A 26,455-nucleotide genomic window follows, 5' to 3' on the forward strand; every position below is an offset into this window, starting at 1 on the left:
CCATTGTTATGCTTGCTTCCAATAGCGCTCGCGTGGTGCGTCGCGCTTTGTGAAGCCTATAGGGGTTAGAGAACAAACGTAAACGTGTTGATTAGTAGCCAAGCAGACGAGGGATGAAGAGCACCACGTCTGGTGTGTAAGCGATAAAGAACAGCAACAGGAGTTGGCCGATCAAAAACGGCATGAGTTCTTTAGCGATCCCTTCAATTTTTGCGCCAGTGACGGAAGAAAGCACAAAGAGGCAGGCACCAATGGGAGGCGTCATCAGGGATATATTGAGTGCCAGCACAAAAACAATGCCTGCATGCAGTGGGTCCATGCCAATTTCGACCGTGAGTGGGATCAAGATAGGGGCGAGGATGATCAACATAACGTTGATATCCATCAGCATGCCAACGGTCAGCAGTAATACGATGATCAGTGCGAGAATGACGTGTGGGTTATCTGAAAAAGACACAAACACATCCGCGATCATTTGTGGGATCTGATTGAAACTCAGCCACCAACCCAATATCGATGCCGAGCCAATGATGAGGTAAATCACCCCTGAGATTTGCGCAGTACGCACAATCATGTGGTACAAGGCACTCAAGCTAAGGTTGCGGTAAACAAAGGTACCGATGATTAATGCGTAAGCGACAGCAATCGAGGCTGCTTCTGTCGGTGTAACAATACCGAAGACAATGCCACCTAAGATGATGATGGGCATAAGCAACGCAAGGCTGGATTTGCGGAACAAATGCAACACCTGCATTAACGAAGCGTGTTGTTGGCTCTTGGGTAGGTTCTTACGTTTTCCCGTTGCTGCAATGATGGCCATACAAACAAAACACACCAAGAGCCCGGGCAAAATACCTGTGGCAAATAAGCCTCCAATAGATACACCCATTAACGAGCCGTAGACCACCATAATGCCTGAGGGCGGTATCGTTGGCCCTATGATGGAACCTGCGGCGGTAACGGCACATGCATAGTCTTTGGTGTAGCCTTCTTTTTCCATTGCTGGCACTAAGGTACGGCCAAAGGCAGCTGCGTCAGCGGTAGCAGATCCGGTGATCCCTGAGAAAAAGACCGACGCCAACATGTTTGAATGGGCAGAACGCCACCTCGAAAATGCCCGACTAAGGCTTGTGCCAAATGAACCAAGCGGCTAGTGATGCCGGTGTGATTCATTATTTCACCGGCGAGAATGAAAAACGGCATGGCAAGAAATGGAAAGATGTTTAGCCCGTTAAAAATTTTACTGGGCGCCAATGACGTAAAATGCGTACCGCCGATTTCGTACATGCCCAGTAGCCCAGCAACGCCTAAAGCGATGGCAATGGGTGCACCTATTAGCATCAAGATAAAGAATAATGCACCAACCATCAGATGTTCTCCTCTTGCGGGGCGAGTGGGTTTTTATCAGGACCGTTGGAAAGCGAAAGTGCATCGTCCAATAAGTTCAGGAATGCTTGTACAGCGGATAGTCCGAATGTCACAGGAATGGCGGCATAGGCGTAAGCCATTGGCATGCCAAACACGGTTGAAAGTTGGCTCGCACCTTTTTCGGTAAAGGCGATGCCGAGGTAGGCGATATAAGCAAAGAAACTGACCGTGAGGACACCGATCAGGAGTTTGAGGGCGCTTTTCACTTTTTCGGGGAAGTGCTTGGTAACAAACTCTAATCCCATGTGCTCTCGATTGGCGGTGCAGCAAGGCACTGCCATGAGAATGGCCCATATCATGATGTAACGCGCCATCTCTTCTACCCAGACCAATTGCAGCCTGAGCCAATAGCGATCCAGTACGCCTAGCCAGACATCCAATATCAGCAGCGTCATGAGAATAGCGACCACGATTTGGTTGACCTTGTTCAATGAGCGCTTTATCGCTTTGATGTTTTTTAATAAGACGTCGGTACTGTTCATGATGTATCCCAATTCATGATTTAAGGCGTCAGTTTTTGACTGTTTAATGAGCAAAACCTTAATCCTGTGGCACAGAATTAACCGTGATCCCGATCGCGAATCGCCCAATGTGTGATAGTTTCTAACATTAGCAAAAGAGAAATTTCAATAAGCTGTTGTTTTATTGTGGTTATTTAATTTTCACTGTGTTGGCAGGGGGCAAAGGGTGTTTGAAAAGTAACATACGTGGAATGCCAGAAAGCATGGTGAAGACAAGATGTTTAGGGGCTTGTGTAGATAGAAAGTAACACCGTGTAGGCGGTGATATTTGTGCAGGAAGTGTGATTGCGATCAATCAGGCTAAGAGGGTGTGAAGGGTTGCTTGGCGGCAATTTGGTGTCAATGTGGGGGCGATGGCATCGCGACATTCAACCAAAGAAAAGGGCGCGTTGCGCCCTTTGAAATCTGATTCGCTGGTTAGTGAAAAGCTAAACCGACATTAACGGTCAAGCAAAAACTAGAACCAAGCAAATACTAAAACCAAGCAAATACTAAAACCAAGCTAATACTAAAAATAGGTATCTAGCCATTTGGTGACAAAGCCCGTTTCTTCTTCAACCCCAATATAGCGCCATTTGTCGAACGTCAGGCAAGGGTGCGACGTTGAAAAGGCGATGACATCACCAACTTTTAACGCGCCTGCCTGTTCAAACTCGACAAAAAGGTGTTGGTCCATGATGTTAGTGCTGACTAGCGACGGAAGCGGATGTTGTTCACCATCTCGGTAAAGCCTGACTGCGCGAGGTAGCCCTGCATCAAAAGCGGCGTCACGTTTACCTAGACCAATGATGGCCTTGCCGGTTTCTGGAACAGAAATAACGTGGGCATAAAGCACTAATGCTGAAATTAAATCACCGCCAATACGGCAGGCCGTGCTTGTATCCCGTTGAGATCTCGCCATGACCGCGTTTTGCGCGTCTTGGTATATGCCGTCGTCATGAATGAGGTAGCAACCCGGTCGGATAATGGTTGTCAGATCCTGGGTGTTGGCAAACTCTTCTGCCACCACGTCGTACCATGCGGAGCCTGCACCCGTGACAATCGGTTTATCGAGCTCAGATAAATCTATCAACGACTCGGCAAGCGCGACAGCACCTTTCACAAACGTTCTGACTAGGTGTTCAGCGTTATCTTCTCCGTGGTCGCCATGAATCACACCTTCATAAAACTCAACACCCGCAAAGCGTAAGTGGGTCGCCTTGGCGATGTCTTCTGCCAACGCTTTTACTTGCTGGTGACTACGACAACCGCAGCGGCCTCCAGCGATGCCCAGTTCAACCAAAAGCGGGACGGTCAATTGCCGACGTGATGCCGCCTCTTGCCATTGTTCGACCAAATATTGGCTATCCACACAGGGGTAGATGTCTACGCCTTTGTGTTCAATGAGATCCAATACGGCGTTGATGTTCACTAATCCCACGATTTGGTTAGGAATGATAATGCGTTTTGCGCCCGCTTCTACAGCAACCTGAGCTTGTGCGGGGCTTGCTACAGATATTCCCCAAGCACCTTGTTCTAACTGCATGTTGAACAACTGCGGTGACATGGTGGTTTTGCCGTGGGGGCAAAGGTTCACGCCGCTCTGATCGGAGAAGTTTTGCATCCATTGCGCGTTATGAATCAACGCTGATTCAGACACGACAGCGGCAGGCAGTGGTAAGTCAGATAGTAAGGAATATCGACCGTTTGGTTTGAGTGTCAATGGCACACCTTTCGCCCCCTGTTCAAATGGTAGGGAGTCCGTTGGGTGATAATAACTATCAAATTTCACTTCTTTGTCCGACATGAGTTGACGCTCCTAACATGCAATGGATTGCGCGTGGAATAGGGTTTTAGAATAATATACAATGCTTACCATGTTGGAAACTATCAAACAATTAAAGTCTAAATGTGCGCGTTATCACTTTATCGCCACACTCGACTCGCTACGATAATGCCAGAGGTAATCGGAATGACGATGGAAGTAGATATCCTTTCTCAAATCTCACAACGGTTTGATGCTTTGCGAGACGCTGAGAAGAAAGTCGCTAAATGTGTCATGGACAATTTAGCGGGCGCGGCAAGTTCAAGCATTACTGAGCTTGCGGAAGAAGCGCAAGTGAGTGAAGCGACGATTACACGTTTTGCCAAAGCCGTCGGCTGTAAAAACGTGCGCGATTTGAAAATGAAATTAGCGCAATCTTTGGCGGTCGGGCAACGATTTATCAATGAACCTGTTGAGCAGACAGGCGTTCACGGCGTGTATGAATCCATCAAACAATCCATGGATTTGAACCGAAAGCTGTTGGATGAAAAAGACATTGAAACTGCCGTCAATTGGCTACACAACGCTCGGCAGATCATCGGTATTGGCATGGGCGGCGGCTCTACCATGGTTGCGCAAGAATTGCAGTTTCGTTTGTTCCGTTTAGGTTACGCCGTGTCGACGTACCACGATGGGTTGTTGACACGCATGGTAGCCGCAACCGCAGACAGCAGCGATGTCATGGTTATTTTGTCGGTGACCGGTTACACCCCTGGCGTTTTGGATGTCGCGCAATTAGCCAAACAATATGGTTTGAAGGTGATTGCAATAACCCAAGCACAATCGCCGTTGGCTGAAATCAGTGATTTGACCTTGCCGATAGCCACGCAGGAAACCGATTTTATTTATAAACCTTCCGCATCCCGCTACGCGATGTTGGCCTTGGTTGATGTATTAGCGATGCAATTGGCAGTGACACATAAGCGCCGTTCTCGTGACCGATTAAGAAGATTAAAACTTGCTTTGGATTCTTACCGAGGCGGGGGCGACAGACAGCCTCTGGGAGATTAACCGTCAACAATGAGATCGTTATGAGATACGACATGCTAATTGCTGGAGCCACCGTCATTGATGGTCTAGATAGCGAGCCTTTCCAAGCTGACGTGGCAGTGATTGATGATGTCATCGTCGCGGTGGGTCAATTGAATGCGTCCGACGCTGACACTGTCGTCGATGCAAAAGGTTTAGTGCTGAGTCCCGGCTTTATTGATGTTCATACTCATGATGATACCAATGTCATCAGAATGCCCGAATGCCTGCCGAAGATATCTCAAGGCGTGACAACCACCATTGTTGGCAATTGCGGTATTAGCGCGTCACCTGCGGTGCTTCATAACGCACCACCTGATCCGATGAATCTGCTCGGTGAGCAACAAGATTTTCAATACCCTACCTTCGCAAGCTATGCGGCCGCGGTGCGAGAAGCGCAGCCAGCGGTCAATGTTGCCGCGTTGGTGGGTCATACGACATTGCGAAACAATGTTATGGACGACCTGTATCGCACGGCTACGCAAGACGAAATTGCCGTGATGCGAGCACAGCTAACACAAGCACTCGATGATGGCGCGTTAGGCTTAAGCACCGGCTTGGCATACGCCAGTGCAAAATCGTGTGATGAAGCGGAAGTTCTGTCATTAAGCGAAGCACTCACCCAAGCCAATGCCATCTATACCACGCACATGCGAACAGAGTTTGAAGGTATTTTGGATGCCATGGATGAAGCATTTCGGGTGGGGCAGCGCGCGAAAGTCCCTGTGGTTATCTCCCATTTAAAATGTGCGGGAGCAGGCAACTGGGGAAGGACGACGGAAGTGCTGGAAAAGATGGATCACACCCGAAAGTTACAAGACATTGGCTGTGATTGCTACCCCTACACGGCAAGCTCTTCCACATTAGATTTGAACCAGGTCACCGATGAATTTCCGATTTTCATCACCTGGTCGACACACCATCCCACACTTGCCGGACGCATGCTCTCTGACATCGCTGACGAGCTTAACGTGAGCCTCATGGAAGCGGCAAAGTCCCTTCAACCTGCGGGGGCGGTATACCACAATATGGATGCGCAGGATGTTGAGCGAGTGCTTCAATATCCGCTCACCATGATAGGGTCTGACGGATTGCCGAACGACCCACATCCCCATCCTCGCTTGTGGGGAGCATTTCCGCGAGTCTTGGGCTATTACAGCCGTGACCGGGGTTTATTTCCTCTCAAGACAGCGATTTACAAGATGACAGGGTTATCGGCAAAGCGTTTCAATTTGGCGAGACGAGGCGAAATCAAAGTCGGTCACTATGCCGACCTGGTGCTGTTTAATCCAGAAACTGTCAATGACAGCGCCAGCTTTCAAAAGCCGATTCAGGCCGCCACCGGCATTCACACCGTGTGGGTCAACGGGAAAATCAGTTATCAGCAATCTATCGGTGTTCAGGGAAGGCATGGTCGATTTTTATCAAGAAATGACGCCAAACTGCCCGATGATAACGCCGACACTCATTCAGTAATGGAGACAAACTCATGACAATCAAACGATATGGTGCCGAAGGCGGTACGGGTACTGGCGGACAACATTTACCTTTTTCTCGTGCAACTGAAGCCGGCGGCTTTTTGTATGTGTCGGGTCAAACGCCAATGATTGACGGAGAAGTGGTTGAAGGTGGCGTAGTTGAACAGTCACGTTTGGCGATTCAAAACTGCGTCGACATCATGGAAGAAGCAGGATACGGCCTTGCTGACGTGGTGCATGTGAAAGTGGTACTGACAGATTCGCGCTACTTCCAGTCGTTCAATAAAGTCTTTAAAGAGTACTTTGGCGAACACCCACCTGCCCGTATTTGTATGGTGTGTGATTTGGTGGTGGATGTGAAAGTAGAAGTCGACGTGACGTGTTATCGCGCAGATCGCGTTTAACGTTCATTTGGCATGACAGAGTGAATTGAGACGAAAATGGATACCTATCAGGTCGCTTTAGTGGGTGAATGCATGGTGGAACTCAGTGGGCTTCCGTTGACGCGAACCTATGGTGGCGACACCCTTAACACCGCGCTTTACCTCAGCCGATTACTCGCTGAGTCAAATGTGAACATTCGCTATGCGACGGGTTTGGGGGATGATTCGATCAGCGAGGAAATGCTCGCGCATTGGCAAAACGAAGGCATTAATACGCAGCTGGTCTCGCGTATTTCTGGAAAAATGCCGGGGTTATATTTGGTCGAAACTGATGCCGACGGTGAGCGAACGTTTCACTATTGGCGTAATGACAGCGCAGCGAAACATTACTTTGATGCGGTTTCTCCTCTCGAGCATTTTGTCCAAGAAACGGGTTTGGATCTCTTGTACTTCAGCGGCATCAGCATCGCTATTTTGCCCGCAGAGAACCGTCGGAAATTACTCACCCTGGTCCAAAAAGCGAAACAGCAAGGCACCACGATAGTCTTCGATAACAACTACAGACCGCGTTTGTGGCCTGATGGCGACGCAAAAGCGTGGTACGCAGATTGTTTGCGCCTAACCGACCTTGCCTTGATGACCGAAGATGACGACTTGGCCGTATGGGGCGACATCGATATTGAACAGCGTTGTCGTGAGTTTGGCTGCCAAGAGGTGGTGATTAAACGGGGGTCGCAGCCGTGTACGGTGATCAGCGGTTTACAACAAACCCAAGCCGAGCATTTTCTTGTTGCGGGAGAACGGGTCGCGAATGTTGTGGATACCTGCGCCGCGGGGGATTCTTTCGCTGCGGGCTATCTCGCTGGGTATATCAATCAATGGCCTGTTGAAGCACGCGTGGCATTGGCCCATAAGCTTGCCTCGACCGTCATCCAATACCCTGGGGCGGTGATCCCGAAAACGGTGATGCCCAAATTACAGCTGTTCTGCCCAAAATGAAGCCGCCAGCGACAACCTAATAGCGGCCACATTGATTTAACGTTAACTGGAATGATTTAGGAGCCTCCCATGAGCCAACCGTCGAGCGAGAATATTTTTAGCCAAGTGGCGAAACACAAAATTGTGCCCGTGATTCAAATTGATGACATTCATCATGCGAAGCCGTTGGCAGATGCCTTGGTGGAAAATGGACTGCCGGTCGCAGAAGTGACGTTTCGCACGGATGTCGCCGCGCAAGCCATTAAGATCATGAGAGAAAGCCAACCCGATCTGCTGGTGGGTGCGGGAACCGTGTTAACCACAAAGCAAGCCGACGCAGCATTGGCAGCAGGGGCGATGTTTGCCGTGGCGCCGGGGCTAAACCCGAACATCGTCAAGTATTGTCAGAAAATCGGTTTGCCGATGGTGTCAGGGATAAACAACCCGAGCCAAATTGAACAAGCGTTAGAGCTTGGCATGACCTTTGTGAAGTTTTTCCCCGCCGAGGCTTCAGGTGGTATCGCCATGGTAAAAGCGCTTTTGGCGCCTTACCGAGATATTCAAATGATGCCAACTGGGGGGATAAGCCCTGCGAATGTGAAGGACTATTTGAGTCTTGATCGCGTTGCATGTTGCGGCGGTACGTGGATGGTGCCTGGCCAGCTCATGAAGCAAGGTGATTGGGCGGCGCTGAGTCACTTGATCCGCGAAGCCGTAGCACTTGTTGAATAACGCTTAAACAGAAAACGGACACGGACATTCGCCATGGAAAGGCTCATGGCGAATCGGATGCTCGAAAAACAAATCACTGGCGTGCAATTGCAAACGGTCCGCCAGTTGTTCACTCGACTCACTGCTATAGAGGTCGCAGCCAAGAATGGGGTGTCCCATATACTGGCTGTGAATGCGTAACTGATGCGTGCGCCCTGTCAGGGGAGTGTATTGCACTAAGCTTCGACGCGGGTGCTCAAATCGTTGCAACACTGAGTACTCACTGGTGGAAGCTTTGCCAGTGATAGGACAAATCTTCACGCAAGGGAATAGCACCTTGTCTTTCGCGATTGGCGCAGTCACTTGCCCATGATCGTCAGCCACCCAACCTTCTAGCATGGCGATATAGCGCTTTTGAATCGTGCGCGCTTGAAACTGCTTATTGAGATGCTGCCCCGCAGAAGCGTGTAACCCCACAACCATAATGCCTGATGTGCCGAAATCTAATCGATGTGGGAGCATTGCTTCTGGAAATGCGGGCGTTTTTCCCTCCTGACCATTCACCAAACGGTAGTGAACCGAATCCCAATTAAGCGGGTTTTTTCCCGATAAGCTGAATAGGCCGCTAGGTTTGTTGATCAGCAAGATATCGTCATCTTGATACAAGATCTCTATGAAGCCTTCGCAAACAGGGGCAACAAAGTTATCGACGATAGTGTGGTTTTGGTTTTGGTTTTGATTTTCGGTGTCGGCACGAGACATATAAAACTTTCCGATATTGATACGCGAGTGACATACCCAAGCAACCTCAAGAGGCTGGGGTATAGTACCTTTTACCTCTGGTACTAGCATCATAAGAAACGTCCGATCTTGTGAATTTTCAGCGTTTGTCGAGTACTGGAAATTAGACATTTCTTCTCTCTTTCTATCCACTCACCATTCGCAGGAAAGGCCTGTCGTACCCGCTTTCAAATGCACTTTGTTTCAATTGTGTTTAACTTTTTATTGCCGAGACAAAAAATTCACTTGTGTTCAAAAAGTAGCTTTGTTATTTTTCGCAACAATCTCGAACATCGCGCTTTTCGAGACACACGCGACACGGTGATTAACGCCTTGGTTTGATACCCATTTCACACGTAGTTGTCGCAAGTAGGTATTGGAGAATAGTTCTCCAATAGAAGGGCATTAATAGTGCTGTCCGGCCTGAAAAAGGCTTGGGGCATATTGAGGAACCCAACTGTGATTAAGTCATATACTCATTTCAGCTTTGTCTTACCCAACTGCAGTATTATTACTGAGCCTTGATCTTTCCGATCGATTGAGACGCATTCTTATCGTTTGAGTGGTTCCCCACGGCATGACCGTGCTGCTCGGCGTACCTGAACTCGCGTTTCAACACACACTTTGGTTTCCGATGACGACGCATGATGCGTTGATCACGGGTATTTCCCGAATTTTTCGGGGGTGTGCGCGACCTACATTCTGACGTTTGCTTTCCTCATCGCTTACAAAAAGTACTTGGGAACCGTGTACGTCGATTAAACAGAATGCAGGGAGTGGAACATGGAAGATCAAGAAAAATGATTAGCTTCACCACTGACATCCAAGACACAAAAGCAACCCAAAACGTGCCCGTTTTAGACGGTTTACATGATCTTACGCCTGATGAGCTTTTGCTGAGTCAGGAACATTATGAATCCGAGGTTCGCTCTTACCCGCGTCGATTACCTCTCGCCATTGCGAAAGCATCAGGCGTGATGGTGGAAGACAGCCGCGGTCAGGTCTATCTCGACTGCCTCGCTGGTGCGGGTACGTTAGCATTGGGGTATAACCACCCTGAAATCAATCAAGCACTGATTGAACAGCTCAATGCCGGTATTCCTTACCAAACGCTCGATATCACGACGCCTGCTAAAGATCATTTCATCCGTGAGTTGATGGCATTCTTGCCACAAGATTTCGCTGAAAACGCCAAAATTCAATTCTGTGGTCCTTCGGGTGCAGATGCCGTTGAAGCGGCGATTAAATTGGCGAAGCAAACCACGGGTCGCAATACCATGGCTGCGTTTCATGGTGCATACCATGGCATGACAAACGGCACCATGGCGCTAATGGGCAACCTCGGTACCAAAGAGCGCCGTCAAGGTCTGATGGCAGACGTGCACTTCTTGCCTTTCCCTTACAGTTTGCGCTGCCCGTTTGGTTTGCATGGCGAGCAGGGTGCTCGACAAGGTTTGCGCTATATCGAACGCATGTTGGCAGATGATGAAAGCGGCGTTCAGAAACCAGCAGCCATCATTGTTGAGCCTGTTCAAGGCGAAGGCGGTGTCATTCCAGCCCCTGCATTCTGGCTACAAGAATTACGTCGTATCACGGAAGAACACGGCATCCTGCTGATTTTTGATGAAATTCAGTGTGGTATCGGTAAAACGGGCACGCATTTCGCGTTTGAAGAAGCGGGCGTCACACCGGATATTTTGTGTCTATCGAAAGCGGTCGGTGGTGGTTTGCCGATGTCTTTATTGGTGTTCAACAAATCTATCGATACGTGGAGGCCGGGCGAGCACACGGGCACATTCCGTGGCAATCAATTAGCCATGGTTTCTGGCGCGAAAGCGATGGAAATTATTCGTCGCGACAATTTGGCACACAAAGCGGCAGTGACAGGTGAATACCTGCGCCGTGGCCTGGAAAAAATCGCTGAGAAAACCAGCTGTATCGCCGAAGTGCGAGGGCAAGGCCTGATGTTGGGTGCTGAGATTTGTGACCCTGAAGGCAATAAGAACGCATTCGGTGAACCGCTAGCTGCACCTGAGCTCACCATTGCTATCCAACGTGCAGCCCTTGAGCGTGGCTTGATCATCGAAAAAGGTGGACGAGAAGGGTCGGTGTTGCGATTCCTGCCGCCAATCATCATTACTTTTGAGCAAATCGACTTTGTATTGAAAGCGCTGCAAGACGCGATTGAATCTTTGGTTGAGCCGAAACCTGTGGTGCAGCCTGCGGATACGCTGCAAGCAAACTGGCGTGATCACTTTATCCACGTGGGTAAAGATGGTGCAGACGGCTTCGAAGCTGCGATGAACCAAAGCACGCAAGCGTTGAAGAAGCTGTTTGAATCGACTGAGTCTCCGTATTCAGGTCTCGATCCTACCGTGCTGCATTCACAAATTCGTCGTGCGCAGCTAGGCGAGAACCCTCAGCCTCTTGCTAACGTGATTGAAGAAACCAGCGAGCTGATTGGTAAGAACTCAATCATTGTTCAGCATCCTCATTGTATTGCGCACCTTCATACCCCGCCCATGTTACCAGCCGTGGCGGCAGAAGCGTTTATCACCGCGTTGAACCAGTCAATGGACTCGTGGGATCAAGCCAGTGCTGCAACCTTTGTTGAGCAAGAAGTGACGGATTGGCTTTGCCAACGCTTTGGTTTTGATGACAAAGCCGATGGCGTGTTCACCAGTGGCGGCACACAAAGCAACTTGATGGGCTTGTTGATGGCGCGTGACCACATTATCAATACCATCAGTGGTCATAACGTGCAGAAAGACGGCTTGCCAGATTATGCTGATAAGCTGCGTGTTGTGTGCTCGAAAAACTCTCATTTTACCATGCAAAAATCAGCGTCTTTACTTGGCTTGGGTGAGCACGCGGTTGTCTGTGTCGAGACCTACAGCGATGGCACGATCAGCATTGAATCTGCTGAAGAAGCGATTACTGCGCTGAAAGCGGAAGGTCTGATCCCATTTGCGATCACCGGAACTGCGGGAACCACCGATCACGGTGCGGTTGACGATTTGGATGACGTTGCTGACTTGGCACAAAAACATGGCATGTGGATGCACGTTGACGCTGCCTATGGCGGCGCGTTGATGCTTAGCCGTCACCATGCACGTTTGGAAGGCATCGAGCGTGCGGATTCTGTGACAATCGATTTCCACAAAATGTTCTTCCAGCCAATCAGTTGTGGCGCAGTGATACTCAAAGATAAAAACCACTTTGGCTTCATTCGTCACCATGCGGACTATCTCAACCGTGAAGAAGACGTGTTGCCTAACCTGGTCGATAAATCCATTGCGACCACGCGCCGCTTCGATGCGCTGAAAGTGTGGATGACGCTGCAGAACGTCGGTCCTCAGGCTATCGGCTCTATGGTTGATCACCTGTTGAACCAAACGCAGCGTGTTGCGGATATGCTCAACAATCGCTCCAACTTTGAGTTGTTGGCAGCGCCATGTTTGTCGACCGTGTTGTTCCGCTACAAGGGTTCAAACAAACGGATGGATTTGGATGCGCTGAATAAGCAAATCCGTCTAGATGCCCTAGTGCAAGGGAAAGCCGTTGTGGGTGAAACCGTTGTGGATGGACACGTCGCACTGAAATTTACGCTGCTTAATCCGTGCCTGTCTTTGGCAGATCTCGAGCAGTTACTGACTGAATTAGAAAGTCTTGCAGACGAAATCGTTAAGCAGGCTGGTGTTTAATTTTACGTTCAATGTTGCTTTAGAGCGTATTGTTTTCGAAAGGATTTAAAATGGCTATTTTACAAATTGGTGCAGGCGGCGTTGGTTGGGTTATTGCACACAAAGCGGCACAAAATAACGATGTATTGGGTGATATTACTATCGCATCTCGCACAGTGAGCAAGTGCGACGCCATCATTGCGTCCATAAAAGGCCGTAACAACCTTAAAGACGAGAGCCGTAAACTAGAATCTCGCGCGGTAAATGCAGATGACGTTGAGGCGCTGGTGGCGCTGATCAAAGACGTTCAACCTGATCTGGTGATTAACGCGGGTCCTCCGTGGGTAAACGTGGCGATCATGGAAGCCTGCTACCAAGCAAAAGTCTCTTATCTTGATACGTCTGTTGCCGTAGATCTTTGCTCTGAAGGGCAAGAAGTGCCAGAAGCGTATGACCCACAATGGGCATTTCGTGAAAAATTCGAACAAGCGGGCATCACAGGTATTCTTGGTGCGGGTTTTGATCCGGGCGTGGTCAGTGTTTTCGCGGCTTATGCAGTGAAGCATTTGTTCGATGAGATCGACACCATTGATGTGATGGATGTGAACGCTGGCGATCACGGTAAGAAGTTCGCGACCAACTTTGACCCTGAAACCAACATGCTCGAGATTCAGGGCGATTCGTTCTACTGGGAAAGCGATGAGTGGAAAAAAGTACCTTGTCACACCCGTATGATGGAGTTCGACTTCCCGCTAGTAGGTAGCCATAAAGTCTACTCAATGGCCCATGATGAAGTGCGTTCGATGAAAGAGTTCATCCCTGCAAAGCGCATTGAGTTTTGGATGGGCTTTGGGGATGCCTACCTGAATTACTTCAACTGTATGCGTGACATTGGCCTACTGAGCCCAAACCCGATCACCTTGCAAGATGGCACTGTGGTTGAACCGCTGAAAGTGCTTAAAGCACTGTTGCCTGATCCAACATCACTTGCACCGGGTTACACAGGAAAAACGTGTATCGCCACGTGGGTGCAAGGTAATAAAGACGGCAAAGCACGTAGCGTATTGATTTATAACAATGCGGATCATGAAGTGGCGTACAAAGATGTTGAGCATCAAGCGATTGCTTACACCACGGGCGTGCCTGCTATCACCGCTGCGCTGCTTTACTTTAAGGGTGCATGGAAAGGTGAAGGCGTGTTCAACATGGAGCAACTTGACCCAGACCCGTTCCTCGAATTGATGCCGTCAATTGGCCTTGATTGGGGCGTGGAAGAGCTAACCCCGTCTGAGCCTGTTATTAATATCTTGAAGTAATCTCTGCCATTGGGCTCGCTTGTCACTGACAGGCGAGCTTTTCTATCGACGAGCTTGTTCTATCGAGTAGTGACATGAATTCTGCGCAATTAAAAACTCCGTATTTTCTGATTGATGAAAACAAACTGATCGAAAACCTCGAGAAAGCAAAACAACTAAAAACATTGTCTGGCGTGAAGCTGGTACTGGCGCTGAAATGTTTCTCGACGTGGGGCGTTTTCGACATCATCAAACCTTACCTTGATGGCACCACCAGTAGCGGCCCGTTTGAGGTGAAACTCGGTCATGAAAAATTTGGCGGCGAGACGCACGCTTATAGCGTGGGTTATAGCGAAGATGATGTGCGTGAAGTGGCGGATATCTGCGACAAAATGATCTTCAACAGCCAATCTCAACTGACGGCTTATCGTCACCTTGTCGAAGGGAAAGCGTCGTTGGGGCTGCGTTTAAATCCGGGAGTGAGTTACGCCGGACAAGACTTGGCGAATCCGGCGCGTAAATTTTCTCGCTTAGGTGTGCATGCTGACAAAATCGATCCCGAGGTATTTGCATCACTCAATGGCGTGATGTTCCACATGAATTGTGAGAACAAAGATGTCGATGCCTTTGTTGCGTTGCTGGATGCTATCTCTGACAAATTCGGCAGTTACCTTGATGCGCTGGAATGGGTGAGCTTAGGCGGTGGCGTGTTCTTTACATGGCCGGGCTATGACATTGAAAAGTTAGCCGCTGCGTTAAAAGCCTTTGGTGAGCGTCACGATGTGCAGTTGTATTTAGAGCCGGGTGAAGCAATTATCACCCAAACCACGGATTTGGTGGTGACTGTGGTCGATATCGTTGAAAACGATATGAAAACCGCCATCGTTGATAGTGCGACCGAAGCGCACCGCTTAGATACGTTGATATACAACGAGCCTGCATCTATCGGGGAAGCGAGCGATAACGGTGAACACACGTATGTGATTGGTAGCTGCTCGTGTTTGGCGGGTGACCAGTTTTGTGTGGCTAACTTTGACGAGCCATTGAAGATCGGACAGCGTCTGCACATTCTCGACAGTGCAGGGTACACCATGGTCAAACTGAACTGGTTCAATGGCCTTCGCATGCCGTCTGTGTATTGCCAACGTAGTGGCGGTGATATTCAGCTTCTGAATGAATTTGATTATCAAGATTTCAAACGCACCTTGTCACAGTGGTCTGTGCATTGATTGGCCTGCTTGTTAGCAGGCAGACAAATAAGCTAATGAGCCACTAACAGAAAGAAGGAGCGATTATCGTTCCTTCTTTTTTTTGAAGTTAGTCAGAGTGTTATCACGTGCTCTTGGAGTTTCCTTCCACATTCAAATATAAGTGTATAGCCAGGCATCTTTAGGTTGCTTGGCTATATCGGTATCGCAGAGACTTAAAAATATCAGGATGAGGATAGAAACATGGATGCGTTGCTATTTGTCACTGTCGTTGTGGCAGTTGTCGTTGGTGCAAAAACACTGAAAAGTTATTTGGCCTACAAAGCACAATTGCGTGAATTCGAAATTAACCACAGTAAAAGCAATCAAAGCGATTTGGCTGTAGAAGTTGCAGCCTTAAAATCACGCGTTGAAGTGCTAGAAAAAATCGTGACTGATAAAAGCTACACAATAGAAAGAGAAATCAGCGCTTTATGACACTGAAGACTATGACCTACCATGAAATCTTATATAACTGTTTGAGCTAATTCTCAGTTTTTAATATTGCCGAATTGTATGAAAACTAGGGCATCATGGTGGTTTTCTTTGCATTAGCTTGTTTCACTTCAAAAAATAACTCTACAACGTATTACTCCTTATCAAAATTTAGCTAACTCACGTCCAGTCTTACATCTCTGCAAATGATATATGTCGAGTTGATATTCAACTCGTGCATATAGTTGGGTTGGCTGCGTTGAATATAAAAAGCACTCACGCGTTATTTTCGATACGTATTTCGAGATAACAGCGGTAAAAAAACAAAGAGTGCACCTAATGTCGTTGTAGCTCGCAAAGAGCACGCTTCGATAGCGACAGCCTTACCAATAATTTTGATAAGGAAATTCAGAGATGAAACACACGGCTTTATTTACCGCATTGTTTGGCGCGAGCTTTTTTGCTCACAGCGCTATTACAATGACCCCACAACCGGACCCAGATAATGCGGCCGGATACATCGTCTCGCAGTCGGAAATAGCGGCGGCCGAGGCAGCACAAACCTCTGACCCTATGTACGCCATTTGGTCTCAGGCGCTTGAAACTCGCCCTAATGCGACCGTTGAAGCCATCGACGAAGGAATCGCAACCAACCCGATTAACGTCAAACGCGTAGAGCGTGTATTCCCGCGATCTGATTGGGATTTCTTAACCCATATGGCTGCACCTGAATACACTTACACACGTTTTCTCCGCGCCATTGGTAAGTTCCCCGCTTTCTGTGGAGACTACACCGATGGACGGGATTCCGATGCGATTTGTAAAAAATCCATCATCACCGCGTTTGCCCATTTTTCGCAAGAAACAGGCGGGCACATTTCCAAAGACAACATTTCGGATAACCCATTAGCACTGGAAGAATGGCAACAGGCCTTGGTGCACGTGCGTGAAATGGGCTGGATTGAAGGTCAAGAAGGTTACACCACAGGGTGTGGTCAGGATGACTGGCAGAACAAACGCTGGCCATGTTCAGCAGGGCAAGGCTATTTCGGTCGCGGTGCAAAACAGCTTTCTTATCACTTTAACTACGGTGCGTTTTCGGAGGTGATGTATGCGGGTGATGCCACTAAGCTGTTGAATGAACCGGCGTTGGTTGCAGACTCATGGCTCAACTTGGCGTCTGCTATTTGGTTCTTCCTCACCCCTCAAGCGCCGAAACCTGCAATGCTTCATGTGATTGATCGCACGTGGAAACCTTCACAGCGCGAACTTGATGCGGGTATCGGTTATGGCTTTGGTACCACAATCAACATCATCAATGGTGGCATTGAATGTGGCGAACAAAACAAAACCAAAGGTCAGCCCGTTAACCGTATTCGCTATTGGGAAGGGCTTGCTGCTCATTATGAAATCCCGATTGAAGCAGACGAAGTCAACACCTGTTGGCAGCAATTGCCTTTTGGTAGTTTGAACCTTCAAGGTGCGACAGATGTGCTGTATACCAACTGGGATGGAAACTGGAAGTATTACTCAGACCGTCCAGGTGGCTATTCGTTTGAGTGTGAATTGGTCGGTTACCAAACGGCTTACTCTGCGCTTGAAAAAGGTGACTATGAGAAATGTGTGACTAATTTCTACGGTTCACATGCGGGCTGGCCAACGGTGCGTGTTGTTCCTGATGCTGATATCACGAACCCGGATGGCGGCACAGACAATGGAAATGGCGAAACACCTACAGAACCAAACGGCTGGAGCGAAACCAAGGTCTATAACACGGGTGACCAAGTTGTCGTGAATGGCGTCACTTATGAAGCTAAGTATTGGAATCAAGCTGTTAACCCCGTAACTGCAGGGGAGTGGGGCGCATGGACCGTTGTATCAGGTCAAGTGACACCACCAGTAACAGAGCCGACGCCACCAGTGACGGAGCCGACGCCACCAGTGACGGAGTCGACGCCGCCAGTAACGGAGCCGACGCCGCCAGTGACGGAGCCAACGCCTGATACGGGATCGTCTACGTGGCTAGCTGACAAAGCATATACAGCGGGCGAACAAGTTATTATTGACGGTGTTCGTTACCAGGCAAAGTACTGGACGCAGGGTGATGATCCAGCGGCTAACAAGCAATGGGGGCCTTGGAAGAAGGCATAAACGCTAAAATACAATAGAATCAAAGCCGTGCATCCTACGAGGATGTGCGGTTTTTTTGTTATTTATCTGAGGCTTAGTGGTGTGGTGGTGAAGTGTTGATACGTGTGGAAAGTGAGTTTTCGAGGGTGTAATCTTGCAAAAGGTATCATAAAAAAATTACTAATATCAGTCTTGTTAATAATATTTCTACTCCTATAATGCTGAAAACCGGAGCGTCTGCAAACGCTCCGGTTTTTTTGTGCCTGCTCATCGGTGAATGTTTGCGCTATCTGCAAATAGTGCGCATTCATGAGCAATGTCCGAAAGGGCATCGTCTTAATCAGTAAGGAAAAGACACATGCGTATCGAACAAGACTTGAAGTTGGGTTTCAAAGATGTACTGTTTCGCCCGAAACGTTCTAACCTTAAAAGCCGCTCTCAAGTTGAATTAACCCGCGATTTTACATTCAAGCACAGTGGTCGTCAATGGTCTGGTGTACCAGTCATCGCAGCGAACATGGATTCAGTTGGCTCATTCAAAATGGGCAAGGTGCTTGCTGAGCATGGTTGTCTGACGGCAATTCACAAGCATTACACCGTGGCTGATTGGGCGGCATTCGTTGCTGAATCAGAGACTAAGACACTGAACAATGTGATGGTGTCTACCGGTACATCTGATGCTGATTTCCAAAAAACGCAAGACATCATGGCATTGTCTGATGAATTGGTATTTATCTGTATCGACATTGCTAATGGTTACTCAGAGCACCTTGTTGAGTATGTTCAGCGTGTACGTGCTGCATTCCCAGACAAAGTGATCAGTGCGGGCAACGTGGTTACTGGGGACATGGTTGAAGAGCTTATCCTTGCTGGTGCGGATATCGTGAAAGTGGGTATCGGCCCAGGTTCAGTATGTACCACTCGCGTGAAAACTGGCGTGGGTTACCCGCAACTTTCTGCGATTATCGAATGCGCGGATGCCGCACATGGCCTAGGCGGACGTATTATTGGTGACGGTGGTTGTTCTTGTGCTGGTGACGTATCAAAAGCTTTCGGTGGCGGCGCTGATTTCGTGATGCTTGGCGGTATGCTGGCGGGTCACACAGAAAGCGGTGGTGAAGTGATTGAGCAAGACGGCAAACAGTTCATGAAGTTCTACGGCATGTCTTCTGAAAGCGCGATGGCGAAACACTCTGGTGGTGTTGCAAAATACCGCGCGGCAGAAGGTAAAACCGTACTGCTGCCATTCCGTGGCACAGTAAACGACACCATTTCAGACATTCTTGGCGGCGTACGTTCAACATGTACATACGTTGGCGCGGCTCAGCTAAAAGAACTGACAAAACGCACCACGTTTATTCGTGTACAAGAACAAGAAAACAACGTGTTCGGTAAAGAATAAAATTCAATATAACATATAAAAATGCCACCCATTTGGGTGGTTTTTTTTGCCTACAATTCATTACGCTCTGAACAAATTGAACTTGTTTTTTGTCCGAAATGTTTGCACTGATTTAAAGTATCGAGGCGATAGGGGCACAATTTGAAAGCGTAATTTCTGAATGATTTGGCGAAGTCAATTCTCAATTTTTGTATTTTCTTCCAACTATATCGCAGTGTTTAATACGCCATTTAGATATTGTTTAGTGGCATTGGGTGGCCCCCCTTTTTTGTTAACGCGCTGACAGAGACGTTGATAAATACGGCTGTATAAGAAGCTGTTAGACAGCAGGGATGATGCGTTTAACTGATCGGGAAGTCATGAGCGATAGGATTTCAAATCTCAAATGGATCATTGTGTTAGCCCTATTTAACCCACTGAATTTTTTTCACGCATGCTGCTATACAAAACCTTCCTTTGGTTGGCCTGCTGGAAAACGGAAATCCTATGGATTGGGGATTGATATCCTATCTTTACTCGCTGTGGCCTGGATTTTTCCTGTTTTTTATTGCGCACCTATGCCTTAGTTTTGCCAAAAAAGAAAAATGCACAGGGAAAACCCTCGCTGGCCATTATTTTGTCTCAATATTCTTAGTTGCTCTTAGCATCCCTGTTTTCTTTGCGGTTTTCTCTTTGTTCATTTAAAACTCATCAGACATAAAGCAAACTGAACTGTCTTTTTGGTAGGACTATCTGCATCAAATCATTTTGATTCTGAGGGGATTTTCAGAACACCCCGACTACATACTCTTTTGTCGTAGTACTAACGCCATGTTTGCTCCTGCGACGGCGATAGCACTGGAAAAGCCAACGCGGTTACGGTTTACTGTTCAGTGGTTTCAAGGAGGAAACATGGCTGAATGTGATCAAGTGGTTCAAACGTTAAAAAAGCAGCTCAAAGCACGTGGAGTGAATTATCAAGATGTCGCGAGTGCATTGTCTCTCAGTGAGGGCTCGGTAAAGCGGCTTTTTGCGAATGGCGGAAGCTTGAGTTTAGAGCGCTTGTCGGCGGTATGTCAGCTAATTGATATGGAAATGGGGGAGTTGTTTAAGCTCTCATCTGAAAGCTGCAATCAGATTACGGAATTAACGTGGCAGCAAGAAGAAGAATTGGTGGCTGACAAAGCTTTGCTGCTGGTGGCTGTGTGTATCACGAATGGGTATCGCTTTGACCAAATCCTTGAGCAATACAACATACCTGAGACCGTATTGATCCAGAAAATGGCGCATTTAGACCGCTTGAATCTGATTGAGCTTCAACCCGAAAATCGCATTAAACTCAAAATTTCGCCCTCATTTTCATGGGTTGCTGGTGGGCCTATCCAGCAGTTCTTCCAACAACAAGTGATCAGTGCGTTCTTCCAATCTCGCTTTGCGGGCGATGAAGAGAAACTGGTCATGTCTACGGGGCTGATGTCATTGCCGACCAACTACAAGTTTCAGCAGCGTATTCAACGTCTGGTGAGTGAGTTTTACGATGCATGTAACCAAGATACGGATCTGACGATGCAAGAGCGCCATGGTACGTCGATGGTTGTTGCGATGCGTCGCTGGACGTTCCCGCTTTTCGATGAATACGAATAGTGAATAGCGAGTAGCGAAACAGACATCACGCCACTCATCGTTCTAAGCTACATATCAATTAAAACTTGGGACGCTTAATCGCGATGGCGCTACCCGCATTGGTCGGTGTTTCCAGTAAGTGATGAGCCGCTTGTATTTCGTCAACCAATGCTTGGGTCTGCGCTAAGAAAGGCGCAGCCTTATGTGCTTGCATATCCATATGTAACAATAAGGTCTCCATCGTTGCTAGTTCATCATGCGTTTGCGCGTGATACATCGTCATAAACAGTCTTAGCTTCTTGTTATCACTTTCTAGCAATTGCCCTTGGATACTAATAGGCTCATCTTCTGCGACTTCTTTTCGGTAAGTCACCATGCTCTGTAGGGTATAGAGGGAAACGCATTGCGCTTCTCTAAATGTCTCATCCAGTCCAATATGCAGCATAAAGGCGTCAATCGCCTGACTGAAAGCGACCACATAATAGGCATCATTCATGTGCCCGTTATAATCAATCCATTCAGGTAAAACGGGGCTTTCGATTAACTGAATCCGATCCGCGTGGTTTGGCATTTTTACTCCTCGTTCAGGCAAAACTGATGCTCGGCTTCTATGCTAGGCATAAAATACCGATGCTATTGATTAAAATCGTATATAACTTGATTATTTTCGACGCGTCCCTGCGGTGAGGAGATGAAAGGTGTTTGGTGATCCTTCAAGGTCGAAAGTTCAAAAGATTCACTTTCTGTTGTTACCTGGCTTCTCTTTATTTGGGTTAACGGCCATGTTAGACCCTTTGCGCCATGCCAATCGCACGCAAGGTGAAGAGTTATATGAGTGGCAGCTTATTTCAGAAAACGGGGGGTTGATCTCAAGTAGCGACAGTATTGAGATAATGACGCATACCCACCTTAACGCGGTTGAAAAATGTGAAACATTAATTATTTGCACTGGCAGTGATCCTGATTTGGTGAACACGCCGGCGCTGTTAGGCTTTATTCGTCAGCAGAGTCACTTTGGTGCCGATATAGGGTGTCAGGATACGGGGGCATATATTGCAGCAGCTGCGGGTATCTTGGATGGTTATCGTGCAACTATGCACTGGGAAAATCATGAAACGACGCAGGAGGCTTTCCCGAATGTCACGCTCGTTCAAGAGTTGCTGGTCATCGACAGAAAACGTTTTTCTTGCCCAGGGGCTTTATCTGGCTTGGATATGATGCTCTATCTGATCAGAACACAGCATGGGCAGGAGCTGGCAACCCTCGTGGCTGATGAACTTGTTTATACCCACCAAAGAGAACACAGTGAACCTCAGCGTCGCTCCTTACAAATCCGCTTAGATAGCCGTAATCCCCATCTGATTGAAGCCGTTCAATTAATGGAGAAAAATATAGAAGAGCCGCTGTTAATTGCAGAGTTGTCTGCGTTTATAGGTATTTCAGATAGGGAGTTGGAGCGTCTATTTAAACGACACTTGGCGCAAACCCCTAAAGCGTTTTATCGTCAACTTAGGCTAGAAAAAGCCCGTTGGATGCTGCAACAAACCAACGACAGCGTCACCTCGGTGGCGACAGCTTGTGGCTTTGTTTCCCTTTCCCATTTCACCCGTTGTTATCAAGAACAATTCTCCAAACGTCCCAGTCGAGAAAGGTAGTTTCTAGGCAAGATACGTTAATCAACATGTCGTAAGAAAAGAGACCCATTTTGCGACACCCCTTCATTTGTGTCTTTTTTAGATTATTAAGCATCGACTTTAGGCAAAAACATCCATTTCTAATGTGTAACTTTGATAGTGCGCGATAAAGAGAACGGGGCATGCGAACGTGTCTCTTGTTTTTATTTAATCTATAAAAAGAGCCCTTACGATGAATCAAGACGTCATTATTACTTGCGCCATTAATGGTGCAGGGGATACCGCGGATAAAAATCCAAATGTGCCGATCACACCAGAACAAATTGCCAACTCAGCGATAGAAGCATGGAATGCGGGAGCGGCAATTGCCCATATTCATGTTCGAGACCCTGAGACAAAACAAGGCTCTAGACGCGTCGAATTGTACGCAGAAGTCTGTGAGCGTTTGCGCGCGTCTAATTGTGATGTTGTCATTAACCTGACGGCGGGCATGGGGGGCGATCTCTATATCGGGCCGGAAGAAAACCCAACGGAATTTTGTCCAGAAACGGATCTCGTGGGTGGGCTTGAGCGTCTTGTTCATATTGAAGCACTCAAACCTGAAATTTGTACCCTCGATTGCGGCTCAGTAAATTTCGGCGATAACAATCTTGTTTATGTCTCAACGCCAGACATGCTCAGGCGTGGCGCTGCGCGTATTCAAGAACTTGGTGTCACGGTTGAGTTAGAGATTTTTGATACGGGTAATCTTTGGTTTGCTCTGCAAATGATGAAAGAAGGTTTGCTTGATGACAATGCAATGTTTCAGCTGTGTCAGGGCATTCCTTGGGGGACGCCACCAGACTTTACGCTATTGAAAGGCATGGTGGACATGTTGCCAAATCATAGCCAATGGACAGCGTTTGCTTTAGGTCGTAACCAGTTGCCTTGGGCGGCGCAGTCAGCCTTGTTAGGCGGCCATGTGCGGGTTGGCTTAGAAGACAACTTATACCTTGGTAAAGGGGTATTGGCGACCAACGGGCAATTGGTCGAACGCGCCGTCAATATTATCGAAAACATGGGGGCGTGTATTTTGAGCCCAGCTCAAGCCCGTGAAAAATTGCGCCTACGTGGCACCCAATAGGAGAAAGATGATGGCACGTCCTAATCCGGAACAAGTTTCAAAGGTGGGTGTGATCGGCACAGGTGTTATTGGTGGTGCTTGGGCTCTGCATTTCCTTCGTATGGGTATGGATGTGGTCGCCTACGACCCCGGCCCCAACGCAAAAGAAAAGCTTCTGACCATGGTCGACAATATTTGGCCCACCATTGAAAAGCTGGGCTTGAGAGAAGGCGCAAGCAAAGACAAATTGCGTTTTGTTGATTCCCTAGATGCCTTGGCTAATCAGGTCGAGGTCATCCAAGAAAGCACACCCGAGCGAATGGATGCCAAGCGAGGTTTGTTTGCGGAACTTGACCGCATCGTACCCGCTGATGTGGTGATTATTTCCAGTACATCAGGGTTTGCCATGACAGACATGGCTCGTGAGCTTGAGTCTCAGCCTGATAGGTTTGTGGTTGGTCATCCGTTTAATCCGCCTTATCTCGTGCCTTTTTGTGAAGTCTGTGGCGGAGAAAGAACCAGCCAAGAGGTGGTTGATTGGACCGCTGCCTTTTATGAAGCAACGGAAAAGCAAGTCGCCAAAATGGACAAAGAACTGCCGGGCTTTATCGGTAATCGTTTACAAGAAGCGCTATGGCGGGAAGCCCTCCATATGGTGGCGAACAAAGAATGCTCCGTCGAAGATATCGACAAAGCGATTGCTTATGGGCCGGGTTTGCGCTGGGCCATCATGGGGCACTGCTTAACCTTCCATTTAGGCGGCGGGCAAGGGGGGATGGCGCATTTATTGGATCACTTTGAGGATGCGTTAGAAGAACCTTGGACACGTCTAAAAGCGCCAAAACTCACGCAAGAATTGAAAGATGACATGGTGTCAGGTTGCTTGACGCAAGCCAATGGCGCGTCCATTGATGAGCTTGTACAAGAGCGCGATGATTGCCTTATTCGTATTATGCAAACGCTTAACGAGTATCGCGAAGAAAAAGGGATAAAACGCTGAATGTTTGAAACCTAAGCGTTCGGGATGACTGTTTTGGCATGGGTCTAAAAGAGGTGGAAATGAAAGTGTAAAAGCGAGAAAGAAAGCTCACTCACTCAAAATCATAGCAATGGAGAATGTACTGATGTCATCAACTCCTCGGGAAGGCTTCGAAGCCGCAGAATCGACGGTGTTTAAAGCTGAAAAGCTTGCCCAGTCAGGGCTGTTTAAAGGTATGCACAAAGGCATGACGATAGCTTCGTCACTCTTGGTGCTCGTGTTCGTGTTATTCACAGGGGCGAATACAGAGCTAGCAGGAGAGCTATTTGGCAGCATTCGCACCTGGATTGAAGTGACGTTTGGTTGGTATTACATGGTCACCATTGTCTTCTTAATCGCGGTATGTACTTTTATCGTTTTTAGTCGGTTCGGTAGCGTGCGTTTAGGTGATGACGATAGCCGGCCTGATTTTACTAATTTCGCTTGGTTCTCGATGCTTTTTTCAGCGGGTATCGGTATTGGGATCTTGTTCTTTGGTGTTGCTGAGCCTATTTTCTACCTTGATAACAGCGGTGCATTTGGTTACCCGAATAACCCTTACGCCGACATGGCGGGTGCAGGAGCCATTGGTTACGAGCGTGCCGTAGACGCACTGAGAGTGACTTTCTTCCATTGGGGTTTTCATGGCTGGGCCGTCTATGTGATTGTCGGCATGTCATTGGCCTATTTTGCTTACCGTAAAAAACTCCCACTCGCGCTCCGTTCTGCGTTATATCCTTTTATTGGTGATCGTATTTATGGGCCTATTGGGCACATTGTCGATATTTTCGGTGTGTTAGGTTGTGTTTTTGGTGTGGCAACCTCGCTAGGGTTGGGCGTCAGTCAGATGTCTGTCGGGCTTGAACGACTTATTGGTGTTGATTCTGGTGTGCCAACGCAAATTACCCTGATTGTGTTAATTACGATTGTTTCTGTTTTATCAGCATTATCTGGGGTTGGCCGCGGTATTCGGATCATTTCCCAATGGAATATTATTGTTTCAATTGTCGTGGTGGCTCTGTTTTTGTTTGGTGGGCCCACAACCTGGGTGTTAAGCATTTTTGGTGTCGCAGTAGGGGATTATCTCGCAAATTTTGTTCAAATGGGGCTTTGGTTTCCGGAAGAAGATGGCCCTGCTAAATGGCAAAATGGCTGGACTGTGTTCTATTGGGGCTGGTGGTTAGGTTGGGCGCCTTTTGTTGGATTATTTATCGCGCGTATTTCTCGTGGTCGAACCTTAAGAGAGTTTGTGGTTGGCGTTCTGCTCGTGCCGACGACCATCATCTTTGTGTGGTTGGGTATCTTTGGTGGCACGGCACTTTTTCAAGAGTTGACAGCCAGTGGTGGGGTAGGCAGTGCTGGGCTCATTGAACTTGTTAACGCTTGGAACTTGCCAGAGGCTTTGTTCGCCAGTGCCGATGGTATCTTTGGAACCGGCGCCCTAGGTTGGGTCGTTTCTGCCATGATGGTATTTCTACTCATGAGTTGGTTTGTCACGTCTTCGGATTCAGGCATCGTGGTATTAACAACTATCCTATCTTTAGGGAATGAAGAACCGCCAAAAACATTCCGTGTCTTTTGGGGGGTTGTTATCGGGCTAGTCGCGTCAGCCTTGTTAGTTGCGGGCGGTTTGAGCGCTTTGCAAACAGCCAATATCGCAGCGGCTTTGCCCCTAAGCCTGATTATTATTGTGATGACGTTAGGGGTGCTCAAATCACTCTTTAGCGAAGTGAGTGGCTCAGGAGTGGGAACTGGAGGCGATAGTGATAAGCGAGAGGTAAAAGACTAATCATCT

At 48.0% G+C, this 26,455-nt stretch carries 22 protein-coding genes; 16 read left to right on the plus strand and 6 right to left on the minus strand.

Translation table 11 applies throughout. The annotated features are described in order from the left end of the window. Positions 1-91: 91 nt before the first annotated feature. From AC3CIC_RS05350 to AC3CIC_RS05365, 4 genes are all read right to left on the minus strand, one after another. Complete coding sequence (locus AC3CIC_RS05350) at positions 92-1,084, minus strand: TRAP transporter large permease (RefSeq protein WP_488515541.1); 993 nt, start codon at positions 1,082-1,084, stop codon at positions 92-94. Beyond that, positions 1,009-1,368 carry a TRAP transporter large permease subunit gene (locus AC3CIC_RS05355; protein WP_488515542.1) on the minus strand — a complete coding sequence of 120 codons (360 nt, stop codon included), beginning with the start codon at positions 1,366-1,368 and terminating at the stop codon, positions 1,009-1,011. The genes AC3CIC_RS05350 and AC3CIC_RS05355 overlap by 76 nt, the downstream gene beginning before the upstream one ends. Beyond that, positions 1,368-1,910 carry a TRAP transporter small permease gene (locus AC3CIC_RS05360; protein ID WP_241819047.1) on the minus strand — a complete coding sequence of 181 codons (543 nt, stop codon included), beginning with the start codon at positions 1,908-1,910 and terminating at the stop codon, positions 1,368-1,370. The genes AC3CIC_RS05355 and AC3CIC_RS05360 overlap by 1 nt, the downstream gene beginning before the upstream one ends. 547 nt (positions 1,911-2,457) lie before the next feature. Beyond that, positions 2,458-3,735 carry an amino acid deaminase gene (locus tag AC3CIC_RS05365; RefSeq protein ID WP_488515543.1) on the minus strand — a complete coding sequence of 426 codons (1,278 nt, stop codon included), beginning with the start codon at positions 3,733-3,735 and terminating at the stop codon, positions 2,458-2,460. Positions 3,736-3,900: 165 nt separating this feature from the next. Between AC3CIC_RS05365 and AC3CIC_RS05370 the strand changes: the two genes are divergently transcribed. From AC3CIC_RS05370 to AC3CIC_RS05390, 5 genes are all read left to right on the plus strand, one after another. Further along, positions 3,901-4,764 (plus strand): MurR/RpiR family transcriptional regulator, encoded by an 864-nt coding sequence (locus tag AC3CIC_RS05370; RefSeq protein WP_026024061.1) that lies wholly within the window; start codon positions 3,901-3,903, stop codon positions 4,762-4,764. Between the two features lie 20 nt (positions 4,765-4,784). Continuing rightward, a complete protein-coding gene (locus AC3CIC_RS05375; RefSeq protein WP_488515544.1) occupies positions 4,785-6,275 on the plus strand; it encodes an N-acyl-D-amino-acid deacylase family protein in 1,491 nt (496 codons plus the stop codon). Beyond that, positions 6,272-6,664 carry a RidA family protein gene (locus AC3CIC_RS05380; RefSeq protein ID WP_016958912.1) on the plus strand — a complete coding sequence of 131 codons (393 nt, stop codon included), beginning with the start codon at positions 6,272-6,274 and terminating at the stop codon, positions 6,662-6,664. Before AC3CIC_RS05375 ends, AC3CIC_RS05380 begins: the two co-directional genes overlap by 4 nt. A 36-nt stretch (positions 6,665-6,700) precedes the next feature. After that, positions 6,701-7,642, plus strand: coding sequence for a sugar kinase (locus AC3CIC_RS05385; protein ID WP_488515545.1), 942 nt, complete (start codon positions 6,701-6,703; stop codon positions 7,640-7,642). 69 nt (positions 7,643-7,711) lie between these two features. After that, positions 7,712-8,353: a bifunctional 4-hydroxy-2-oxoglutarate aldolase/2-dehydro-3-deoxy-phosphogluconate aldolase gene (locus AC3CIC_RS05390; RefSeq protein WP_488515546.1), complete on the plus strand. Its 642-nt coding sequence runs from the start codon at positions 7,712-7,714 to the stop codon at positions 8,351-8,353. 3 nt (positions 8,354-8,356) lie between these two features. On the opposite strand, the gene AC3CIC_RS05395 is transcribed toward AC3CIC_RS05390, so the two are convergent. Continuing rightward, complete coding sequence (locus AC3CIC_RS05395) at positions 8,357-9,094, minus strand: RluA family pseudouridine synthase (RefSeq protein WP_488515871.1); 738 nt, start codon at positions 9,092-9,094, stop codon at positions 8,357-8,359. Positions 9,095-9,912: 818 nt separating this feature from the next. Here AC3CIC_RS05395 and AC3CIC_RS05400 point away from each other — a divergent pair. The 7 genes from AC3CIC_RS05400 to AC3CIC_RS05430 all read left to right on the plus strand — a co-directional run bounded on the left by AC3CIC_RS05400 (position 9,913) and on the right by AC3CIC_RS05430 (position 20,927). Continuing rightward, on the plus strand, positions 9,913-12,816 hold the full coding sequence (locus AC3CIC_RS05400) for a diaminobutyrate--2-oxoglutarate transaminase family protein (RefSeq protein ID WP_488515547.1): 2,904 nt from the start codon (positions 9,913-9,915) through the stop codon (positions 12,814-12,816). Positions 12,817-12,866: 50 nt separating this feature from the next. Further along, complete coding sequence (locus AC3CIC_RS05405; protein ID WP_488515548.1) at positions 12,867-14,111, plus strand: carboxynorspermidine synthase; 1,245 nt, start codon at positions 12,867-12,869, stop codon at positions 14,109-14,111. A gap of 74 nt (positions 14,112-14,185) precedes the next feature. Next, entirely contained in the window at positions 14,186-15,319 is a 1,134-nt protein-coding gene (nspC, locus tag AC3CIC_RS05410) for a carboxynorspermidine decarboxylase (RefSeq protein WP_394213305.1), read from the plus strand. A gap of 222 nt (positions 15,320-15,541) precedes the next feature. Next, complete coding sequence (locus AC3CIC_RS05415; RefSeq protein ID WP_488515549.1) at positions 15,542-15,775, plus strand: hypothetical protein; 234 nt, start codon at positions 15,542-15,544, stop codon at positions 15,773-15,775. Positions 15,776-16,186: 411 nt separating this feature from the next. Next, positions 16,187-17,923: a chitinase gene (locus AC3CIC_RS05420; protein WP_488515550.1), complete on the plus strand. Its 1,737-nt coding sequence runs from the start codon at positions 16,187-16,189 to the stop codon at positions 17,921-17,923. Between the two features lie 337 nt (positions 17,924-18,260). Beyond that, positions 18,261-19,304, plus strand: coding sequence for a GMP reductase (locus AC3CIC_RS05425; protein ID WP_017004886.1), 1,044 nt, complete (start codon positions 18,261-18,263; stop codon positions 19,302-19,304). Positions 19,305-20,195: 891 nt separating this feature from the next. Next, positions 20,196-20,927, plus strand: coding sequence for a helix-turn-helix domain-containing protein (locus AC3CIC_RS05430; RefSeq protein ID WP_488515551.1), 732 nt, complete (start codon positions 20,196-20,198; stop codon positions 20,925-20,927). A 58-nt stretch (positions 20,928-20,985) separates the two neighbouring features. Here the strand turns inward: AC3CIC_RS05430 and AC3CIC_RS05435 are convergent, their stop codons facing one another. Beyond that, the gene (locus AC3CIC_RS05435; protein WP_394213294.1) at positions 20,986-21,477 is read right to left on the minus strand and encodes a thioesterase family protein; all 492 of its coding nucleotides are present in this window, start codon (positions 21,475-21,477) and stop codon (positions 20,986-20,988) included. Positions 21,478-21,688: 211 nt separating this feature from the next. Between AC3CIC_RS05435 and AC3CIC_RS05440 the strand changes: the two genes are divergently transcribed. The 4 genes from AC3CIC_RS05440 to AC3CIC_RS05455 all read left to right on the plus strand — a co-directional run bounded on the left by AC3CIC_RS05440 (position 21,689) and on the right by AC3CIC_RS05455 (position 26,449). Then, positions 21,689-22,561 carry a GlxA family transcriptional regulator gene (locus tag AC3CIC_RS05440; protein ID WP_488515552.1) on the plus strand — a complete coding sequence of 291 codons (873 nt, stop codon included), beginning with the start codon at positions 21,689-21,691 and terminating at the stop codon, positions 22,559-22,561. Positions 22,562-22,772: 211 nt separating this feature from the next. Beyond that, positions 22,773-23,663, plus strand: a complete 891-nt coding sequence (locus AC3CIC_RS05445) for a beta-keto acid cleavage family enzyme (protein ID WP_488515553.1) — start codon at positions 22,773-22,775, stop codon at positions 23,661-23,663. 7 nt (positions 23,664-23,670) lie between these two features. After that, the gene (locus AC3CIC_RS05450; protein WP_488515554.1) at positions 23,671-24,642 is read left to right on the plus strand and encodes a 3-hydroxyacyl-CoA dehydrogenase NAD-binding domain-containing protein; all 972 of its coding nucleotides are present in this window, start codon (positions 23,671-23,673) and stop codon (positions 24,640-24,642) included. 124 nt (positions 24,643-24,766) lie between these two features. Beyond that, positions 24,767-26,449 (plus strand): BCCT family transporter, encoded by a 1,683-nt coding sequence (locus tag AC3CIC_RS05455; protein ID WP_394213287.1) that lies wholly within the window; start codon positions 24,767-24,769, stop codon positions 26,447-26,449. Positions 26,450-26,455 lie beyond the last annotated feature (6 nt).

Source organism: Enterovibrio sp. QJM3NY_24 (assembly GCF_057786035.1).

Bases quoted from the DNA above. Each gene is read 5' to 3' on its own strand.
- AC3CIC_RS05350 (WP_488515541.1), bottom strand. From the start codon at position 1,084: ATGTTGGCGTCGGTCTTTTTCTCAGGGATCACCGGATCTGCTACCGCT.
- AC3CIC_RS05355 (WP_488515542.1), bottom strand. From the start codon at position 1,368: ATGGTTGGTGCATTATTCTTTATCTTGATGCTAATAGGTGCACCCATT.
- AC3CIC_RS05360 (WP_241819047.1), bottom strand. From the start codon at position 1,910: ATGAACAGTACCGACGTCTTATTAAAAAACATCAAAGCGATAAAGCGC.
- AC3CIC_RS05365 (WP_488515543.1), bottom strand. From the start codon at position 3,735: ATGTCGGACAAAGAAGTGAAATTTGATAGTTATTATCACCCAACGGAC.
- AC3CIC_RS05370 (WP_026024061.1), top strand. From the start codon at position 3,901: ATGACGATGGAAGTAGATATCCTTTCTCAAATCTCACAACGGTTTGAT.
- AC3CIC_RS05375 (WP_488515544.1), top strand. From the start codon at position 4,785: ATGAGATACGACATGCTAATTGCTGGAGCCACCGTCATTGATGGTCTA.
- AC3CIC_RS05380 (WP_016958912.1), top strand. From the start codon at position 6,272: ATGACAATCAAACGATATGGTGCCGAAGGCGGTACGGGTACTGGCGGA.
- AC3CIC_RS05385 (WP_488515545.1), top strand. From the start codon at position 6,701: ATGGATACCTATCAGGTCGCTTTAGTGGGTGAATGCATGGTGGAACTC.
- AC3CIC_RS05390 (WP_488515546.1), top strand. From the start codon at position 7,712: ATGAGCCAACCGTCGAGCGAGAATATTTTTAGCCAAGTGGCGAAACAC.
- AC3CIC_RS05395 (WP_488515871.1), bottom strand. From the start codon at position 9,094: ATGTCTCGTGCCGACACCGAAAATCAAAACCAAAACCAAAACCACACT.
- AC3CIC_RS05400 (WP_488515547.1), top strand. From the start codon at position 9,913: ATGATTAGCTTCACCACTGACATCCAAGACACAAAAGCAACCCAAAAC.
- AC3CIC_RS05405 (WP_488515548.1), top strand. From the start codon at position 12,867: ATGGCTATTTTACAAATTGGTGCAGGCGGCGTTGGTTGGGTTATTGCA.
- nspC (WP_394213305.1), top strand. From the start codon at position 14,186: ATGAATTCTGCGCAATTAAAAACTCCGTATTTTCTGATTGATGAAAAC.
- AC3CIC_RS05415 (WP_488515549.1), top strand. From the start codon at position 15,542: ATGGATGCGTTGCTATTTGTCACTGTCGTTGTGGCAGTTGTCGTTGGT.
- AC3CIC_RS05420 (WP_488515550.1), top strand. From the start codon at position 16,187: ATGAAACACACGGCTTTATTTACCGCATTGTTTGGCGCGAGCTTTTTT.
- AC3CIC_RS05425 (WP_017004886.1), top strand. From the start codon at position 18,261: ATGCGTATCGAACAAGACTTGAAGTTGGGTTTCAAAGATGTACTGTTT.
- AC3CIC_RS05430 (WP_488515551.1), top strand. From the start codon at position 20,196: ATGGCTGAATGTGATCAAGTGGTTCAAACGTTAAAAAAGCAGCTCAAA.
- AC3CIC_RS05435 (WP_394213294.1), bottom strand. From the start codon at position 21,477: ATGCCAAACCACGCGGATCGGATTCAGTTAATCGAAAGCCCCGTTTTA.
- AC3CIC_RS05440 (WP_488515552.1), top strand. From the start codon at position 21,689: ATGTTAGACCCTTTGCGCCATGCCAATCGCACGCAAGGTGAAGAGTTA.
- AC3CIC_RS05445 (WP_488515553.1), top strand. From the start codon at position 22,773: ATGAATCAAGACGTCATTATTACTTGCGCCATTAATGGTGCAGGGGAT.
- AC3CIC_RS05450 (WP_488515554.1), top strand. From the start codon at position 23,671: ATGATGGCACGTCCTAATCCGGAACAAGTTTCAAAGGTGGGTGTGATC.
- AC3CIC_RS05455 (WP_394213287.1), top strand. From the start codon at position 24,767: ATGTCATCAACTCCTCGGGAAGGCTTCGAAGCCGCAGAATCGACGGTG.